The sequence below is a fragment of the Streptomyces sp. NPDC054883 genome (assembly GCF_053610645.1).
In genome coordinates this window covers 15,222-32,690 of the sequence record NZ_JBSGYT010000010.1, presented here as the reverse complement: position 1 = coordinate 32,690, position 17,469 = coordinate 15,222, and the positions used below count along the sequence as shown (strand labels likewise).

The 17,469-nt window shown below is 72.6% G+C and carries 21 protein-coding genes; 2 read left to right on the top strand and 19 right to left on the bottom strand.

Translation table 11 applies throughout. The annotated features are described in order from the left end of the window. Positions 1–55 precede the first annotated feature (55 nt). The 11 genes from lgt to hisI form a co-directional block, all read right to left on the bottom strand. Complete coding sequence (gene lgt / locus ACWGH1_RS10285; protein ID WP_453408602.1) at positions 56–1,084, bottom strand: prolipoprotein diacylglyceryl transferase; 1,029 nt, start codon at positions 1,082–1,084, stop codon at positions 56–58. Positions 1,085–1,156: 72 nt separating this feature from the next. Further along, on the bottom strand, positions 1,157–2,143 hold the full coding sequence (locus ACWGH1_RS10280) for a DsbA family protein (protein ID WP_453408601.1): 987 nt from the start codon (positions 2,141–2,143) through the stop codon (positions 1,157–1,159). 95 nt (positions 2,144–2,238) lie between these two features. After that, on the bottom strand, positions 2,239–3,057 hold the full coding sequence (gene trpA, locus ACWGH1_RS10275; protein WP_453357322.1) for a tryptophan synthase subunit alpha: 819 nt from the start codon (positions 3,055–3,057) through the stop codon (positions 2,239–2,241). Beyond that, positions 3,054–4,328 carry a tryptophan synthase subunit beta gene (trpB, locus tag ACWGH1_RS10270; protein WP_453357321.1) on the bottom strand — a complete coding sequence of 425 codons (1,275 nt, stop codon included), beginning with the start codon at positions 4,326–4,328 and terminating at the stop codon, positions 3,054–3,056. Before trpB ends, trpA begins: the two co-directional genes overlap by 4 nt. Before the next feature lie 195 nt (positions 4,329–4,523). Further along, positions 4,524–4,733: a tryptophan biosynthesis modulator TrpM gene (trpM, locus tag ACWGH1_RS10265; RefSeq protein WP_136215268.1), complete on the bottom strand. Its 210-nt coding sequence runs from the start codon at positions 4,731–4,733 to the stop codon at positions 4,524–4,526. A gap of 8 nt (positions 4,734–4,741) precedes the next feature. Continuing rightward, a complete protein-coding gene (trpC, locus tag ACWGH1_RS10260) occupies positions 4,742–5,551 on the bottom strand; it encodes an indole-3-glycerol phosphate synthase TrpC (protein WP_136215267.1) in 810 nt (269 codons plus the stop codon). Positions 5,552–5,741: 190 nt separating this feature from the next. Then, on the bottom strand, positions 5,742–6,221 hold the full coding sequence (locus ACWGH1_RS10255) for a DUF2752 domain-containing protein (protein ID WP_453352703.1): 480 nt from the start codon (positions 6,219–6,221) through the stop codon (positions 5,742–5,744). Positions 6,222–6,313: 92 nt separating this feature from the next. Then, positions 6,314–6,565: an HGxxPAAW family protein gene (locus ACWGH1_RS10250; protein WP_453352704.1), complete on the bottom strand. Its 252-nt coding sequence runs from the start codon at positions 6,563–6,565 to the stop codon at positions 6,314–6,316. Positions 6,566–6,658: 93 nt separating this feature from the next. Continuing rightward, a complete protein-coding gene (locus tag ACWGH1_RS10245; RefSeq protein ID WP_453352705.1) occupies positions 6,659–7,315 on the bottom strand; it encodes a TIGR02234 family membrane protein in 657 nt (218 codons plus the stop codon). A gap of 14 nt (positions 7,316–7,329) precedes the next feature. Then, positions 7,330–8,820, bottom strand: a complete 1,491-nt coding sequence (locus tag ACWGH1_RS10240; protein WP_453352706.1) for an anthranilate synthase component I — start codon at positions 8,818–8,820, stop codon at positions 7,330–7,332. A 19-nt stretch (positions 8,821–8,839) separates the two neighbouring features. Beyond that, positions 8,840–9,196 (bottom strand): phosphoribosyl-AMP cyclohydrolase, encoded by a 357-nt coding sequence (gene hisI / locus ACWGH1_RS10235; RefSeq protein WP_136215262.1) that lies wholly within the window; start codon positions 9,194–9,196, stop codon positions 8,840–8,842. A 92-nt stretch (positions 9,197–9,288) separates the two neighbouring features. Between hisI and ACWGH1_RS10230 the strand changes: the two genes are divergently transcribed. Next, positions 9,289–9,921, top strand: a complete 633-nt coding sequence (locus tag ACWGH1_RS10230) for a TIGR03085 family metal-binding protein (protein ID WP_453352707.1) — start codon at positions 9,289–9,291, stop codon at positions 9,919–9,921. 46 nt (positions 9,922–9,967) lie between these two features. Here ACWGH1_RS10230 and hisF read toward each other — a convergent pair whose 3' ends face one another. From hisF to hisD, 8 genes are read right to left on the bottom strand one after another with little or no spacing between them, the layout of a single operon-like run. Beyond that, positions 9,968–10,723, bottom strand: coding sequence for an imidazole glycerol phosphate synthase subunit HisF (gene hisF, locus ACWGH1_RS10225; RefSeq protein WP_453352708.1), 756 nt, complete (start codon positions 10,721–10,723; stop codon positions 9,968–9,970). After that, complete coding sequence (locus tag ACWGH1_RS10220; RefSeq protein ID WP_453352709.1) at positions 10,720–11,127, bottom strand: RidA family protein; 408 nt, start codon at positions 11,125–11,127, stop codon at positions 10,720–10,722. The genes hisF and ACWGH1_RS10220 overlap by 4 nt, the downstream gene beginning before the upstream one ends. Beyond that, entirely contained in the window at positions 11,124–11,855 is a 732-nt protein-coding gene (priA, locus tag ACWGH1_RS10215; RefSeq protein ID WP_453352710.1) for a bifunctional 1-(5-phosphoribosyl)-5-((5-phosphoribosylamino)methylideneamino)imidazole-4-carboxamide isomerase/phosphoribosylanthranilate isomerase PriA, read from the bottom strand. Before priA ends, ACWGH1_RS10220 begins: the two co-directional genes overlap by 4 nt. Further along, positions 11,855–12,505, bottom strand: a complete 651-nt coding sequence (gene hisH, locus ACWGH1_RS10210) for an imidazole glycerol phosphate synthase subunit HisH (protein WP_453352711.1) — start codon at positions 12,503–12,505, stop codon at positions 11,855–11,857. The genes priA and hisH overlap by 1 nt, the downstream gene beginning before the upstream one ends. Next, on the bottom strand, positions 12,502–12,669 hold the full coding sequence (locus ACWGH1_RS10205; protein WP_388836934.1) for a hypothetical protein: 168 nt from the start codon (positions 12,667–12,669) through the stop codon (positions 12,502–12,504). Before ACWGH1_RS10205 ends, hisH begins: the two co-directional genes overlap by 4 nt. A gap of 2 nt (positions 12,670–12,671) precedes the next feature. Beyond that, positions 12,672–13,265 carry an imidazoleglycerol-phosphate dehydratase HisB gene (gene hisB / locus ACWGH1_RS10200; protein ID WP_030855496.1) on the bottom strand — a complete coding sequence of 198 codons (594 nt, stop codon included), beginning with the start codon at positions 13,263–13,265 and terminating at the stop codon, positions 12,672–12,674. After that, the gene (locus tag ACWGH1_RS10195; protein WP_453352712.1) at positions 13,262–14,383 is read right to left on the bottom strand and encodes a histidinol-phosphate transaminase; all 1,122 of its coding nucleotides are present in this window, start codon (positions 14,381–14,383) and stop codon (positions 13,262–13,264) included. The genes hisB and ACWGH1_RS10195 overlap by 4 nt, the downstream gene beginning before the upstream one ends. Next, a complete protein-coding gene (gene hisD / locus ACWGH1_RS10190; RefSeq protein WP_453352713.1) occupies positions 14,380–15,702 on the bottom strand; it encodes a histidinol dehydrogenase in 1,323 nt (440 codons plus the stop codon). Before hisD ends, ACWGH1_RS10195 begins: the two co-directional genes overlap by 4 nt. A 140-nt stretch (positions 15,703–15,842) precedes the next feature. Between hisD and ACWGH1_RS10185 the strand changes: the two genes are divergently transcribed. Continuing rightward, positions 15,843–17,441, top strand: coding sequence for an oxidoreductase (locus ACWGH1_RS10185; RefSeq protein ID WP_453352714.1), 1,599 nt, complete (start codon positions 15,843–15,845; stop codon positions 17,439–17,441). Positions 17,442–17,469 lie beyond the last annotated feature (28 nt).

Below are 17,469 nucleotides of genomic sequence, written 5' to 3'. Positions count from 1 at the left end.
GGGGGGCGCAGCGCGGTCGCGCGGCGCCCCCCGTTGGCGTTCCGGCCGGGCCGGATCAGAGCTTCTTGGCCTCGGGCGCGGATTCGGCGTCCCGCGTGCCCTGCGGGTCGCCCGGCTCCCCCGGCCCCTGACCGGCGGATCCGGTCGTCGTCGCGGATCCCGCCTCGGCGTCGGAGTCCACGGCAGCGCCGGCGCCGTCCTCGGCAGCGGGGCCGACGGACGCGGGCTCCGCGTCCCCGGCGTCCGTTGCCGGGCCCCCGGCCGCCGGACCCCGGTCCGGCTCCACGACCTCTTCCCGACCCGGCCGCAGCTTCTGCGACAGGACCAGGTAGACCACGGCGAGCACGAAGACGACGATCGCCGTCCAGACGTTCAGCCGCACGCCGAAGACGTGGTGCGCCTCGTCGACCCGCATGTACTCGATCCAGCCGCGCCCGGCGCAGTACGCGGCCACGTACAGGGCGAACGCCCGCCCGTGTCCGAGCTTGAAGCGGCGGTCGGCCCAGATCACCAGCAGGGCGACACCGACGCACCACAGGGACTCGTAGAGGAAGGTGGGGTGGTAGGTACCCGCGACCCGGTTCGGGCCCTCGCTGATCTTCAGGGCCCAGGGCAGGTCGGTGGGCCGCCCGTACAGCTCCTGGTTGAACCAGTTGCCCCAGCGACCGCAGGCCTGGGCCAGCGCGATGCCCGGGGCCAGGGCGTCCGCCCAGGCCGGCAGCGGGATCCCGCGCAGCCGGCAGCCGATCCAGGCACCCACCGCGCCGAGCGCGATCGCGCCCCAGATGCCGAGGCCGCCCTCCCAGATCTTGAAGGCGTCGACCCAGTTCCGGCCCTCGCCGAAGTAGAGCTGGTAGTCGGTGATCACGTGGTAGAGGCGGCCGCCGACCAGGCCGAACGGCACCGCCCACACGGCGATGTCCGCGACCGTGCCCGGCTTTCCGCCGCGTGCGATCCAGCGCTTGTTGCCGAGCCAGACGGCGACGAAGACGCCGATGATGATGCAGAACGCGTAGCCGCGAAGCGGGATCGGTCCGAGATGGATCACGCCGGTCGACGGGCTGGGGATATAGGCAAGTGTCATGGCAGGACCGACGCTACCTTGCCGGGCGGTACCCACCGCAACCCGCCCGGCAACCTGCCGTGAAATCGATACTCAGTCCTCCGCGGCGCCCGCCTTGGCGGATCCCCCGCCCTTGCTCCCGGACGAAGCCGTGCCCGACGTTGCGGACGAGGAGGACTTCCCCGTGCCCGGACCGGAGGAGGACGACGACGCCGCGGAGCCCGAGGGCGAGGCCGAGGCCGAGGGCGAGCCCTTCCCGCCGGGGGTCGTCGCCGCACCGCCGTTCCCCTTGGCGGCGGCTTCCACCGCTTCCTTGATCTTCTGCGGGGTCAGCGGGTTCGCCTGGTCGGCGAAGATGTCCTTGCCGTTGAGCAGCACGCTCGGGGTGCCGCGGAACTTCGCGGCCTGGAACGCCTCGTGCGACTTCGCGACCCAGCTGTTGTGGGTGCCGGCGTTCACGCAGGAACGGAACGCCGGGGTGTCCAGCCCCTGCACCTTGCCCGCCAGTTCCAGCAGCCTGGCGTTCTTGCCGTAGGCGTCGTCGGTCTCCTGCGGCTGGTTCTGGAAGAGCACGTCGTGGTACGCGGGGAACTTGCCGGCGTCCTGCGCGCAGGCGGCCGCGTTCGCCGCGTTCAGGGATCCGGTGCCGCGCATGTTCCCGTCGATCAAGGTGACCAGGTGGTAGTCGACCTTGAGCAGTCCTCTGGCCTCCAGGTCGTGGACCGTGGTCCGGTAGTTGTCCTCGAAGGCCTTGCAGGCCGGGCAGCGGAAGTCCTCCCACACGGTGAGGGTGGACTTGGCCTCGGGCTTGCCCGTCTGGATGGCGAGCGCGTCCTTGCCGGTGGCCCCCGACGGGGCGGCCACCGGGCCCGCCTTGGCGGACTTGTCGCCCTTGCCGGTGTTCGCCGCGATCAGGCCGACGACCGCGGCCAGCCCGAGTACGCCGACGACCGCCGCGGACACGATGAGGGTCCGGCGGCGCTTGTCCTTCTTCTTCTGCCGCTCGCGCTCCGCGAGGAGTCGCTCCCGGGCCGATCGTTTCGTCGCATCGCGGTTCGTACCGTCGTTCTTCTCGCTCACGTTCGGCCAAACGAAGCGGGGAGGCACTCGCGTGCCTCCCCGCTCCCACTTCCACTCGATCGGGCTACAGAACTTCCGATCGGGCCCGCAGGGCGTCAGGACCTGCGTACGCCTTCCGCGAGCTCGCCCGCCAGCGCCCGTACGCCGTCCAGCCCGGATTCCAGGTCGGGGGCGTCCAGCAGCAGCTTCACGAAGGCCGAGCCGACGATCACCCCGTCCGCGAAGCCGGCGACCTGCTTCGCCTGCGCGGCGTTGGACACGCCGAGGCCCACGCACACCGGCAGGTCGGTGGTGGCCCGGGTGCGGCGCACCAGGTCCTGGGCCTGGTCGCCGACCGACTCGCGGGTGCCGGTGACGCCCATCAGGGAGGCGGCGTAGACGAAGCCCGAGCCGGCCGCGGTGATGGTGGCCAGGCGCGCGTCCTGGCTGCTCGGGGCGACGACGAAGACGGTCGCCAGCCCGTGCTCGCGCGCGTGCTCGCGCCACAGCGCGGACTCCTGGACCGGCAGGTCGGGCAGGATGCAGCCCGCGCCGCCCGCGGCCGCCAGTTCGGCGGTGAACCGCTCGACGCCGTAGCGGTCGATGGGGTTCCAGTACGTCATGACCAGGATCGGCACGCCGGTGGCCTCGTACGCCTCGCGCACGGTGCGCATCACGTCGGCGATCTTCACGCCGCCGCGCAGGGCGATGTCGTCGGCGGTCTGGATGACCGGGCCGTCCAGGACCGGGTCGCTGTGCGGCAGGCCGATCTCGACGACGTCCGCGCCGCCGGCCACGACGGCCTTGACGGCCTCGATGCCGCCGTCCACGGTCGGGAAGCCGGCCGGGAGGTAGGCGACGAGGGCGGCCCGGTCCTCGGACTTCGCCTTGGCGAGGGTCGCGCTCAGCAGCTCGATGTTTCCGTTGGCGCTCACTTGTCGTCCCCCTCGGCGAACTCGTTCTCGGCGACTTCCCCGTCCGTGTCGTACAGCCCGAAGTAGCGGGCGGCGGTGTCCATGTCCTTGTCGCCGCGGCCGGACAGGTTGACCACGATCAGCCCGTCGGGGCCGAGTTCCCGGCCCAGGTCCAGCGCGCCCGCGAGGGCGTGCGCGGACTCGATCGCCGGGATGATGCCCTCCGTGCGGGAGAGCAGGCGCAGGGCCTGCATCGCGGCGTCGTCGGTGACCGCGCGGTACTCGCCGCGCCCGCTGTCCTTGAGGTAGGAGTGCTCCGGGCCGATGCCCGGGTAGTCCAGGCCGGCCGAGATCGAGTAGGGCTCGGTGATCTGGCCCTCCTCGTCCTGGAGGACGTAGGAGCGGGAGCCGTGCAGGATCCCGGGCTCGCCGGCGGTCAGCGTGGCCGCGTGCTCGCCGGTCTCCACGCCGTGCCCGGCGGGCTCGAAGCCCACCAGGCGCACGTCCGTGTCGGGGATGAAGGCGTGGAAGAGGCCGATGGCGTTGGAGCCGCCGCCGACGCAGGCCGCGACGGCGTCGGGCAGGCGCCCGGCCCGCTCCAGGATCTGGCGGCGGGCTTCGACTCCGATGACGCGGTGGAAGTCGCGGACCATGGCCGGGAAGGGGTGCGGGCCGGCGACGGTGCCGAAGAGGTAGTGGGTCTGGTCCACGTTGGCGACCCAGTCCCGGAACGCCTCGTTGATGGCGTCCTTGAGGGTGCGGGAGCCGGACTTCACGGCGATCACCTCGGCGCCCAGCATGCGCATGCGGGCCACGTTGAGGGCCTGGCGCTCGGTGTCGATCTCGCCCATGTAGATGGTGCAGTCGAGGCCGAAGAGGGCGCAGGCGGTGGCCGTGGCCACGCCGTGCTGGCCGGCGCCGGTCTCGGCGATGACGCGGGTCTTGCCCATGCGCTTGGTGAGCAGCGCCTGGCCCAGCACGTTGTTGATCTTGTGCGAGCCGGTGTGGTTGAGGTCCTCGCGCTTGAGGAAGATCCGTGCGCCGCCGGCGTGCCCGGCGAAGCGGCGGACCTCGGTCAGGGCGCTGGGGCGGCCCGTGTAGTTGACCATGAGCTCGTTGAGCTCGGCCGCGAAGGACGGGTCGCCCTTGGCCTTCTCGTACTCGACGGCGACCTCGTCCACGGCGGCGACGAGCGCCTCCGGGATGAACTTGCCGCCGAAGTCGCCGAAGTAGCCCTCGGCGTTGGGGACCAGACCCTGCGGGTCCGGGATGAAGAACGAGTGGGTGGACATGTCCACGTACTCCTACGGGGTGCGACGGGATGGCTTCACCGTATTGCGCCGCCGGCCCGCGGCCCGCGCACCCCGCTGGCGGGGGTGCTGGGGATACGGACAGCGGCCCGGGCCCGGGGCCGGCGGCTCGGGGCGGCGGACCGTACGAGGGTGCCCGGCCGGTACCTCAGGGGTACCGGGGCGGGGCAGCCGTCGTCACGGCGCGGGCGAAGGGCGCCATCGCATGCCGTTGACCTGTCCGGGCTCGGAGCCGATCACGTACCGCACCCGCCGGCCGTGCACGCGCCGGGCGGGGGCGCGGCAGCCGCGGGGGCGGCAGCCGCGCGCCAGCGGCGCGTGCGCCGTCGGCACGCCGGCCGGGCCGTGGCCCGGGCGGGTGCGGACGGAGGAGCGGGAGACGGGCACGGGCGGGGTCAGCTCCGCCCGTGCCGCAGGGCGGGGTGGGCGCCGGCGGCCACCAGGTCGGCCACGGCCGCCTTCGGGTCGCGTCCGGTGACCAGGGACTCCCCGACGAGGACGGCGTCGGCGCCCTCGTTGGCGTACGCGATCAGGTCGTGCGGTCCGCGCACCCCGGACTCGGCGACCTTGACGATGTGGTCGGGGATGGCCTCGACGACGCGCTCGAAGGTGGAGCGGTCGACCTTGAGGTCCTTGAGGTTGCGCGCGTTGACACCGATGATCTTGGCGCCGGCGGCGACGGCGCGCTCGACCTCCTCCTCGTCGTGGACCTCGACCAGCGGGGTCAGCCCGATGGACTGGGCCCGCTCGATGAGGGAGACGAGGGCTTCCTGCTCCAGGGCCGCGACGATCAGCAGGGCGAGGTCGGCGCCGTAGGCGCGGGCCTCCCACAGCTGGTACGCCGTGACGATGAAGTCCTTGCGCAGGATCGGGATGTCCACGCGGGCACGGACGGCCTCCAGGTCGGCCAGCGAGCCGCCGAAACGACGCTGCTCGGTGAGGACGGAGATGACCGCCGCACCGCCCGCCTCGTAGTCGGCGGCGAGCCCGGCCGGATCGGCGATCGCGGCGAGCGCGCCCTTGGAGGGGCTGGAGCGCTTCACCTCGCAGATCACCTTGACGCTGTCGCCGCGCAGGGCGGCGACACCGTCCTTGGCCTGGGGCGCCTTGGCGGCACGCTCCTTGAGCTCGTCGAGGCTCACGCGGGCCTGCCGTTCGGCAAGGTCTTCGCGGACCCCTTCGATGATCTCGTCGAGCACACTCACGCGAGCGGCCCCCTTCCGGGTCGATGACGGTCGGCCGCCTTGCAGACACGTACCACTGCAAGGTCAGCACTCAAATGGTATCCGCAGGTCGCCACGGCCTCCGCACGGAGCGTGGGGGTGTCCCATGGACTGGACAGTCGGAATGTGCGGTTCCCCCGGAATCCCGGCTTCCCCTCGCGCCCCGCCCGTCTCAGGGGGCCAGGGCGGATCCGAAGGGGAGGTTGCGGACCACGGCGAAGGCCAGTACGACCGCTCCCACGACCCACCAGTACACCGGTGGCAGGGCGATCCTCGGCGGCGGCCCGCCGCGCGCGGCCAGGACCAGCCAGCGGCCCAGGAAGGCGGCGAAGAGGAAGTAGCCGAGGACGGCGACGGCGTTGTCGCCGAGCGCGGTCACCAGATCGCCGTGGGCGAAGGCGTGCGCGCTGCGCAGCCCGCCGCAGCCCGGGCACAGGATCCCGGTCAGCCGCAGGAGCGGGCAGACCGGATAGTGGCCCGGCTGGTTGGGGTCGACGGCGCCCACGTACGCGAACGCGGCGACCGTCCCGGCCAGCGTGAGCACGGGGGCGGCCAGGCTCCGGGCCCGGGAGACCGGGGACGGCGCGCCGGGCGGTACGTGCGCGGGGGCGGGGGGGTGAGGGGCGTCCACGCGGTGATTGTCTCCGCTCATGACAAAAGGCGCAGCCCGACGGGCCGCGCCTCTCGAAACCGCGCCTTGCCGGAGGCGCGTCCGGCCGGGTGGCGCGGCGGCCGACGTCCGGCTCAGACCTTCGCGGCGACCTTGTTGGCGGCGATGACCTGTGCGAGGTCGTCGTGGGCGGGCTTCGGGGCGCCCATTCCCGCCGACTTCATCGCCAGGCCGACGACACCGCCGAGCGCGACGACGACCAGGCCGGCCCAGAAGCCGAGCGGGTTCGCCAGCACCATGAAGGCGCCGGAGATGCAGAAACCGATGAAGGCGATGATGACACCGGTCCAGGCGGCCGGGGTGTGTCCGTGGTGCGTGCCCGCCATGAGTTGCTCCTCGTTGCTCTGTCGCGCAGTGCTGTATCGCGGTCTGTGTCGAACGCTCGATGACCATTGTCCCGCACCGGGCGGGGCGCGCTGTCAGTGGGTCGGGTCCTCGCCCCGGTCCAGAGCCTTCCACAGGTCCTCGGGCCGGTCCGGGTCCACCACCGCGGTCTTGCGCGGCCGCGGGCTGCCGTCGCGTTCGTAGCGGCCGCCCATCGCGGGCCAGGCGCTGCCGAAGCGCAGCGCGAGCAGCCCGGCGAGCAGGATCAGGACCGCTCCGCCGGCGGTGACGTACGGCCACGGGGTGTGGGTCAGCCCGGCCACCCGGGCGGCGGTGTCGGCCGTCGTGGAGGCGGCCTTCTCGTCCAGGGCCCGGCGGTCGTCGGCGGCGGCCACCGCGGCCAGCGCGGCGCCCAGACCGCTCAGCGCCAGCAGGGCGGAGACCAGCAGCCGGCTCTTGCCGCGTACGGCGAACACCGCGACCAGGGCGGCGAGCCCGACGATGGCCAGGGCGGCGGGCAGCCCGGTGACGGCCTGCCCGTCCGCGCTCAGCGGGAGCGACCCGCCGGCGACGACGGCGCTGCCCCGGGCCCAGACCCGGCCGGAGGCGAGCAGGACGACGGTGGCGCCGAGCGCACCGAGCAGCAGGGCGACGGCCACGCTGCGGCGGCCGCCGCGGCTGTCGGTGGCCACGGGCTCGGACGCGGACTCGGCATCGGTTCGGGGCGGGGGTACGGCACTCACGTACCCCACTATCCCCTACCGGGTCAGACGCCGTGGAGGCGGTTCGCCGCTCCCACCGCGCGGAGCACCGCGGCGGCCTTGTTGCGGCACTCGTTGTCCTCCAGCTCGGGCACCGAATCCGCGACCACACCGGCCCCGGCCTGCACGTACGCGGTGCCGTCGCGCAGCAGGGCGGTACGGATGGCGATGGCCGTGTCGGAGTCGCCGGCGAAGTCGAGGTAGCCGACGCAGCCGCCGTACAGGCCCCGGCGGGAGGGCTCCAGTTCCTCGATGATCTGCATGGCGCGGGGCTTGGGCGCGCCGGAGAGGGTGCCGGCCGGGAAGCAGGCGGTGAGCACGTCGAAGGCGGTCTTGCCCTCGGCGACCCGGCCGGTGACGGTCGAGACGATGTGCATCACGTGCGAGTAGCGCTCGATGCTCATGAAGTCGACGACCTCGACGGAGCCCGGCTCGCACACCCGGCCCAGGTCGTTGCGGCCGAGGTCGACGAGCATCAGGTGCTCGGCGCGCTCCTTGGGGTCGGCCAGCAGCTCCTCGGCGAGCTCGTTGTCCTCCTGCGGGGTGGCGCCGCGGTGCCGGGTCCCGGCGATGGGGTGGACCATGGCCCGGCCGTCCTCGACCTTGACCAGGGCCTCGGGGCTGGACCCGACGACGTCGAAGCCGTTCTCGAACCGGAAGAGGTACATGTACGGGGAGGGGTTGGTGGCCCGCAGGACCCGGTAGACGTCCAGTGCGGACGCCTTGCACGGGGTCTCGAACCGCTGCGAGGGCACGACCTGGAAGGCTTCCCCGGCCCGGATCCGCTCCTTGACGTCCTCGACGGCGGCCTGGTACTTCTCGCCGCCCCACAGCGCGGAGAACTCGGGCAGTTCCGAGGCGGGCAGCGGCGTCGGCACGTAGGGCGCGGGCCGGGCGAGGTCGGCCTCCATGGCGTCCAGGCGGGCGACGGCGTCCGCGTGGGCCTCGTCCACGCCCGTGTCGAGGTCGTTGTGGTTGATGGCGTTGGCGATGAGCTGGACCGTACCGTCCCAGTGGTCCATGACCGCCAGGTCGGAGGTGAGCAGCATGGTCAGCTCGGGCAGCCGCAGGTCGTCGGAGGTGTGCTCCCCGATGCGCTCCAGGCGGCGCACGATGTCGTAGCCGAGGTAGCCGACCATGCCTCCGGTGAAGGGCGGCGTCCCGGCCGCGTTGTCGCGGGGAGTGTGCAGGGCCTCGACCGTGGCGCGCAGGGCGTCGAGGGGGTCTCCGGCGGTGGGGACGCCGACGGGGGCGGCGCCGATCCAGTGGGCCTGTCCGTCGCGGACGGTCAGCGTGGCGTCGGAGCGCACGCCGATGAAGGAGTAGCGGGACCAGGACCGGCCGTTTTCCGCCGACTCCAGCAGGAAGGTGCCGGGGCGTTCGGCGGCGAGCTTCCGGTAGAGGCCGACCGGGGTGTCTCCGTCGGCGAGCAGCTTGCGGCTGACGGGGATGACGCGGCGGTCGGCCGCGAGCTTGCGGAACGTCTCAAGATCCATGGCGTGGGACCCTACCTAGCTATTCGGCGGCCAGCGGGAGGACATCGGCGTCGAAGCAGGTCCGGGCACCCGTGTGGCAGGCGGCTCCGACCTGGTCGACCTTGACGAGCACGGTGTCGGCGTCACAGTCGAGGGCGACGGACTTCACGTGCTGGAAGTGGCCGGAAGTATCGCCCTTGACCCAGTACTCCTGGCGGCTGCGGGACCAGTAGGTGCAGCGTCCGGTGGTCAGGGTCCGGTGCAGGGCCTCGTCGTCCATCCAGCCGAGCATGAGCACCTCACCGGTGTCGTACTGCTGGGCGATGGCCGGTACCAGGCCGTCCGCGGAGCGCTTGAGGCGGGCGGCGATGGCGGGGTCGAGGGAGGTCGTACTCATGGGGCCATTGTGCCGGGCGCGGGTGACGATCATCGATGTCTGTCCGCCTGATGAGCAGGCGCGGGGCGGGTTCCGGCCGTAGGCTGGCCACCATGTCTACCCATGCGAAGCGTGAACGCCTGCTGCTGGCCGATCTGTTGGAGGCGGCGGGTCCGGAGGCGCCGACGCTGTGCGACGGCTGGCGCGCGCGGGAGCTGGCGGCGCACGTGGTCGTCCGGGAGCGCCGCCCCGACGCGGCCGGCGGGCTGCTCCTGAACGTGCTCAAGGGCCGGCTGGACAAGGCGATGGCCGAGTACGCGGCCAAACCGTACGAGGAACTGATCCGGCTGATCCGTACCGGGCCGCCGCGGATGTCCGTGTACGCGGTCAAGCAGATCGACGAGGCGGCGAACGCGGTCGAGTTCTACGTCCACGCCGAGGACGTCCGGCGGGCCCAGCCCGACTGGTCCCCGCGCCAGCTGGACCCGGTCTTCTCGGACGTGCTCTGGTCCCGCCTGGAGAAGCTGGCCCGCCTGACGGGCCGCCGTTCGCCGGTGGGCCTGGTGCTGCGCCGCCCGGACGGCCGCACGGCGGTCGCCCACAAGGGGACCCCGGTGGTGACGGTGACGGGCGAACCGGGTGAGCTGACGCTGTTCTGCTTCGGCCGCCAGGAGGCCGCCGCGGTGGAACTGGACGGCGCGCCGGAGGCCGTGGCCAAACTGACGGTGGCGGAGCTGGGCATCTGACGCCCCGCCCGTGCTCCGGCCGGGCGGGCCGGAGCACGGGACGCCGTCAGCGGACCGGGTGGCCCGCCTCGCGGAGGGTGTCCTTGACCTCGCCGATGCGCAGGTCGCCGAAGTGGAACACCGAGGCGGCGAGCACCGCGTCGGCGCCGGCGGCGATGGCCGGCGGGAAGTGCTCCAGCTTGCCCGCGCCGCCCGAGGCGATCACCGGGACGCGGACGTGCTTGCGCACCGCCGTGATCATCTCGGTGTCGTAGCCGTCCTTCGTGCCGTCGGCGTCCATCGAGTTCAGCAGGATCTCCCCGGCGCCCAGCTCGGCGGCCCGGTGCGCCCACTCGACGGCGTCGATGCCGGCGCTCTTGCGGCCGCCGTGCGTGGTGACCTCGAACGTGCCGGACGCGGTGCGCCGGGCGTCGACCGAGAGCACCAGCACCTGCCGGCCGAACCGCTCCGCGATCTCCCGGATGAGTTCGGGCCGCTCGATGGCGGCCGTGTTCACGCCCACCTTGTCCGCGCCCGCCCGCAGCAGCCTGTCCACGTCGTCGGCGGTGCGTACGCCGCCACCCACGGTCAGCGGGATGAAGACCTGTTCGGCGGTCCTGCGGACCACGTCGTAGGTGGTCTCGCGGTTCCCGGAGGACGCCGTGATGTCGAGGAAGGTCAGCTCGTCCGCGCCCTCGGCGTCATAGAGCTTGGCCATCTCCACCGGGTCACCGGCGTCCCGCAGGTTCTGGAAGTTGACCCCCTTGACGACCCGGCCGTTGTCCACGTCCAGGCAGGGGATCACCCGTACGGCGAGCGTCATGCCGCCCCTCCTTCACAAGCGCCGGGGCCCCGGTACGCCTCGACCTCCACCTCGACGACCATGGACGGGTCGACGAAGCCGGAGACGATGATCATCGATGCGGCGGGGCGCACCGCGTCGAACAGCTCCTTGTGGGCGCGGCCGACGTCGTCCACGTCCCGGGCGTGCGTCAGGTACATCCGGGTGCGGACCACGTGCTCGGCGCCGAGACCGGCCTGCTCCAGCGCCTTGATGGCGACGCCGAAGGCCGTGATGGCCTGCTCGTAGGGGCCGCCGCCGTCGGCCGCGGTGCAGCCGGAGACCAGGACCAGGCCGTTGGGGAGCTGCACGGCCCGGCTGTAGCCGATGACGTCCTCGTAGGCGCCGCCGGAGGAGAAGCGGCGCACGTCGTCGGGGGCGCTCATGCGGACACCACCCGCAGGGCCTCTTCCAGGGTGAAGGCCTTCGCGTACAGGGCCTTGCCGACGATGGCGCCCTCGACGCCCAGCGGCACCAGCTCGGACAGCGCCCGCAGGTCGTCCAGCGAGGAGATGCCGCCGGAGGCGACGACGGGCCGGTCCGTGGCGGCGCAGACGCTCCGCAGCAGCTCCAGGTTGGGGCCGGTCAGCGTGCCGTCCTTGCCGATGTCGGTGACGACGTACCGGGCGCAGCCCTCGGAGTCCAGGCGGGCGAGGGCCTCGTACAGGTCCCCGCCCTCGCTGGTCCAGCCGCGGCCCTTGAGGGTGGTGCCCCGCACGTCGAGCCCGACCGCGATCTTGTCGCCGTGCTCGGCGATCGCCTTGGCGACCCACTCGGGGGTCTCCAGGGCGGCGGTGCCGAGGTTGACGCGGGTGCAGCCGGTCGCGAGGGCGGCGGCGAGCGAGGCGTCGTCGCGGATGCCGCCGGACAGCTCGACCTTGATGTCCATGGCGCCGGTGATCTCGGCGACCAGGGCCCGGTTGTCGCCGGTGCCGAAGGCGGCGTCCAGGTCGACCAGGTGCAGCCATTCGGCGCCGGCGCGCTGCCAGGCGAGGGCCGCCTCCAGCGGGGAGCCGTACGAGGTCTCGCTGCCGGACACGCCGTGCACGAGGCGTACGGCCTGGCCGTCGCGGACGTCGACCGCGGGGAGCAGCTCAAGCGTGGGTGCGGGCATCACAGGGTCTCGATCCAGTTGGTGAGGAGCTGGGCCCCGGCGTCGCCGGACTTCTCGGGGTGGAACTGGGTGGCCCACAGGGCCCCGTTCTCCACCGCCGCGACGAAACGCTCGCCGTGGGTGGCCCAGGTGACCTTGGGGGCGCGGATCAGCGGGTTGGTGACCTCCAGGCTCCAGCCGTGCGCCGCGTAGGAGTGCACGAAGTAGAACCGGGCGTCGTCGTCCAGGTCCTTGAAGGCCTGGCTGTCGGCGGGGGCGTCGACGGTGTTCCAGCCCATGTGGGGCACGATCGGGGCCTTGAGCGGGCCGACCGTGCCGGGCCACTCGTCGAGGCCCTCGGTCTCCACGCCGTGCTCGATGCCGCGCTCGAAGAGGATCTGCATGCCGACGCAGATGCCCATGACGGGCCGGCCGCCGGACAGCCGGCGCCCGATGATCCAGTCGCCGCGGACGTCCTTGAGGCCCTGCATGCAGGCGGAGAAGGCACCGACGCCGGGCACGAGGAGCCCGTCGGCGTCCATGGCCTTGTCGTAGTCGCGGGTGATCTCGACGTCCGCGCCGACGCGCGCGAGCGCCCGCTCGGCGGACCGGACGTTGCCGAAGCCGTAGTCGAAGACCACGACGGTCTTGGTGGGGCGCGCTGCGCTCATTCCCAAATCCCCTGGATCCGCAGGACTCCGGCGGCGAGGCACATCGCGGAGCCGATGGCGAGCAGGACGATGACCGACAGGGGCATCTTCTGCTTGTGGAAGGAGTAGACGCCCCCGGCCAGGAACAGGCCGAGGACGATCAGGATGGTGTTGAGGCCGTTCACGGCTAGAGGGCGCCCTTCGTGGAGGGCAGGATTCCGGCCGCGCGCGGGTCGAACTCGGCAGCGTAGCGCAGAGCCCGGGCGAGGGCCTTGAACTGGCACTCCACGATGTGGTGGGCGTTGCGCCCGTACGGGACGTGGACGTGCAGGGCGATCTGGGCCTGCGCGACGAAGGACTCCAGGATGTGCCGGGTCATCGTCGTGTCGTACGAGCCGATCATCGGCGCCATGTTCTCGGGCTCGGTGTGCACGAGGTAGGGGCGGCCCGACAGGTCGACGGTCACCTGGGCGAGGGACTCGTCCAGCGGGACGGTGCAGTTGCCGAAGCGGTAGATGCCGACCTTGTCGCCGAGGGCCTGCTTGAAGGCGGCACCGAGGGCGAGGGCGGTGTCCTCGATGGTGTGGTGGCTGTCGATGTGCAGGTCGCCGTCGGTCTTGACGGTGAGGTCGAAGAGGCCGTGGCGGCCGAGCTGGTCGAGCATGTGGTCGTAGAAGCCCACGCCCGTGGAGACGTCGACCTTGCCGGTGCCGTCGAGGTTTATCTCGACGACGACCGAGGTCTCCTTCGTGGTCCGTTCGACCCGTCCGATGCGGCTCATGCGTGCTGCTCCTTCTTCAGTGCGCGAACCGCTTCCAGGAACGCGTCGTTCTCGGCGGGGGTGCCCGCGGTGACCCGCAGCCATCCCGGTACGCCGTTGTCCCTGACCAGGACACCCTGGTCGAGGATCTGCTGCCAGGCGGTGTGGGAGTCCTCGAACCTGCCGAACTGGATGAAGTTCGCGTCGGACTCGGTGACCTCGTAGCCGGCGGCCCGCAGTTCGCCGACCAGGCGGTCCCGTTCGGCCTTGAGCTGCTCGACGTAGCCGAGCAGCGTGTCGGTGTGCTCCAGGGCGGCCAGCGCGGTCGCCTGGGTGACGGCCGACAGGTGGTACGGCAGCCGTACGAGCTGCACGGCGTCGACCACGGCGGGGTGCGCGGCGAGGTAGCCCAGGCGCAGGCCGGCGGCGCCGAAGGCCTTGGACATGGTCCGCGAGACCACCAGGCACGGCCGGCCCTCGATGAGCGGGAGGAGGGAGTCCCGGTGGGAGAACTCGACGTACGCCTCGTCCACGACGACGAGGGAGGCCGAACCCCGATCGGCACGCGCCGCCTGGGCGGCCTCGTAGAGGGCGAGGACCGTCTCGGCCTCGACCGCGGTGCCCGTGGGGTTGTTGGGGGAGGTGATGAACACGACGTCGGGTGCGTGCTCGGCGATCGCCCGCTCGGCGGCCGCCACGTCGATCCTGAAGTCCTCCCGGCGCGGGCCGGAGATCCAGCCGGTGCCGGTGCCCCGGGCGATCAGGGCGTGCATCGAGTACGACGGCTCGAAGCCCATCGCGGTGCGGCCGGGGCCGCCGAAGGTCTGCAGCAGCTGCTGGATGACCTCGTTGGAGCCGTTGGCGGCCCATACGTTCTCCCGCGCAACCGGGTGCTTGCCGGTACGGGTCAGGTACGCGGCCAGCTCGGTCCGCAGCTCCACCGCGTCCCGGTCGGGGTAGCGGTTGAGGGTGCGGGCGGCGTCGGCGACGCGCTCGGCGATGCGCCGCACGAGCGGTTCGGGCAGCTCGTACGGGTTCTCGTTGGTGTTCAGCTGGACGGGCACGTCGAGCTGCGGGGCGCCGTACGGGGACTTGCCGCGCAGCTCGTCCCGGATGGGGAGGTCGTCGATGCCGGTCACTTGCCAGGTACCTTCCAGCCGAAGCGGGCCTTCAGGGCGGCCCCGTGCGCGGGCAGGTCCTCGGCCTCGGCCAGCGTCACCACGTGGTGGGCGACCTCGGCGAGCGCGTCGCGCGTGTAGTCCACGATGTGGATGCCGCGCAGGAAGGACTGCACGGACAGCCCGGACGAGTGGCAGGCGCAGCCGCCGGTGGGCAGCACGTGGTTGGAGCCGGCGCAGTAGTCGCCGAGCGAGACCGGCGCCCAGGGGCCGACGAAGACCGCGCCGGCGTTGCGCACCCGGGCGGCCCACGCGGCGGCGTCGGCGGTCTGGATCTCCAGGTGCTCGGCGCCGTACGCGTCGACCACGCGGAGGCCGTCCTCCAGGCTGTCGACCAGCACGATCGCGGACTGCTTGCCCGCGAGGGCCGGCTTGATCCGGTCCTCGACGTGCTTGGTGGCCGCGACCTGCGGGGCCAGCTCCTTCTCGACGGCCGCGGCGAGGTCTTCGGAGTCCGTGACCAGGACGGCCGCGGCCAGCGGGTCGTGCTCGGCCTGGCTGATCAGGTCGGCGGCGACGTGCACCGGGTCGGCGGTGGAGTCCGCGAGGACCGCGATCTCGGTCGGGCCGGCCTCGGTGTCGATGCCGATCCGGCCGGTGAAGTAGCGCTTGGCGGCCGCGACCCAGATGTTGCCGGGGCCGGTCACCATGTTCGCGGGCGCGCACTCTTCGGTGCCGTAGGCGAACATCGCGACGGCCTGGGCGCCGCCGGCCGCGTACACCTCGTCCACACCGAGCAGGGCGCAGGCGGCGAGGATCGTCGGGTGCGGCAGGCCGCCGAATTCGGCCTGCGGCGGGGAGGCGAGCGCGATCGACGCGACACCGGCCTCCTGGGCGGGGACGACGTTCATCACCACGGACGACGGGTACACCGAGCGGCCGCCCGGCGCGTACAGGCCCACGCGCTCGACGGGAACCCACTTCTCGGTCACGGTGCCGCCGGGGACCACCTGGGTGGTGTGCTCGCTGCGGCGCTGGGCCCGGTGCACGATCCGGGCCCGGCGGATCGACTCCTCCAGGGCGGCGCGGACGGCCGGATCCAGCTGCTCCAGGGCGGCGGTGACCGCCTGCGCCGGAACCCGGACCTGCGACAGCTCGACCCCGTCGAACTCGCGCGCGTAATCGATCAGCGCCGCCGTGCCGCGATGATGCACGTCCTCGCAGATGGGCCGCACCTTCTCCAGGGCGGCTTCCACGTCGAACTCGGCACGGGGCAGCAGATCGCGCAGGGCGGCACCCTCGGGGAGGGTGTCACCGCGCAGGTCGATACGAGAGATCACGTCCCAATTCTCTCAGACCGGCTCACGGCACCGTCCGCCTGTATCACTGGCTGATACACGCCCCGGATGTCACAGGCGGCCCTTAGCGTTCCCCTACACGTATGTGACTGCCGCGTACGTGACCGCGGAGGGGGGCCGCCATGACCGAGGTACGCGCGGAGACGGGACCGGTGGATCTGACCGCCGCCGAGCGCCGCATGTGGGAGGCCTACCGCACGGGCCGCACCTGTGATCTCAGTGTGCGTGTCGCGGCGCGCGACGACCCGCACGCCGGGTCGCCCTGGGGCCCGGAGCGCAGCGTCCGCGCCGAGGTGGTGGCGCTGCTGCTGCTGCACGGCCCGCCCCCGGTCCCGGGCCGGGTGGTGGCGCTGAAACTGCGCGGCGTACGGATCCTGGGGCGGCTGGAACTGTCCGGGGGCCGCGTCGAGCCGTACGTCGAGTTCCAGTCGTGCCGCTTCGACAGCGAGATCCAGCTGTCCGAGACCCGGGTCTGCACCTTGCGCCTGGTGAACTGCGCGATCCCCCGGGTGGAGGCGGCCCGGCTGCACACCGAGGGGGACCTGCACCTGCTGGGTTCCCGGGTGGCGCGCGGGATCCGGCTGACGGACGCCCAGATCGGCACCGACCTGCTGATCAGCCGCGCCGTGGTGCGGCCCGACAACAAGGGCCGGGCGATCACCGCCGACGGCATGTCGGTCGCCCAGGACTTCCAGGGCGACATGCTGGAGACGTACGGCGAGATCAGCCTGCGCGGCGCGAAGGTCGGCGTGTCGATGAACCTGCGCGGGGCCCGGCTGCGCAACCCGGGCGGCCGCCGGGCACTGAACGCACCGCAGCTGACGGTCGAGCGGACCCTGTACCTGACCTCGATCGCGCTGTACTCCTCCCCGGGTGATTCGGGCTCCGGCACGCCCCCGTACGGCGTGGGCCAGACCCCGGCGCCGGGCCGGGCCTCGCAGGCGTTCGAGTGCCAGGGCGGGATGCGGCTGGACGACGGCCGCTTCGGCGACGCGGTCGACTTCTACGGGGCCCGGTTCCAGCTGTCGCCGGACCAGGAGCTCTCGCTGCGGCGGATCAGCACGCCGGAGCTCCGCTTCGTCGGCGGGCAGCCCGAGCAGGGCCGGGTCGTGCTGTCGGGGGCGAAGGTGGTCAAACTGGTCGACCTGTCCACCAGCTGGCCGGGCCCGGGCCGGCTGGTGATGGAGGGGTTCTCGTACGAGATCCTCGCGCCCCGCGGGCACTTCCCGCTGCCGCGCCGGCTGGCCTGGGTGGAGTCGGCCACCGTGGAGTACTCGCCGGAGCCGTACGAGCGGCTGGCGGCGGTGCTCCGGGCCAGCGGGGAGGACTCCGACGCGCGGGAGGTGCTGCTGGCCAAGCAGCGGCGGCGGCGCGAGACCCTGCCGCCCGCGGTGAAGGCCTGGGGCTACCTCCAGGACTGGACGGTGGTGTACGGGTACCGGCCGGGGCGGGCGGCGCTGTGGATGGCGGTCCTGTGGGCGGCGGGCACGCTGCTGTTCTCGCAGCACCCTCCTGCGCCGATCAAGGAGGACGAGCACCCGCAGTGGAGCGCCGCCCTGTACGCCCTGGACCTGCTGCTGCCGGTGATCGACTTGGGTCAGGAGGGCCAGTGGAAGCCGGGCGGAGCCTGGCAGTGGGGGGCATCGGCTCTCGTGGTGCTGGGGTGGATCCTGGCCACGACGGTGGCGGCGGGCGCGTCCCGGCTGCTGAGGCGGGGGTGACGGCCGCGGGCCCCCGGCCACTACCCTG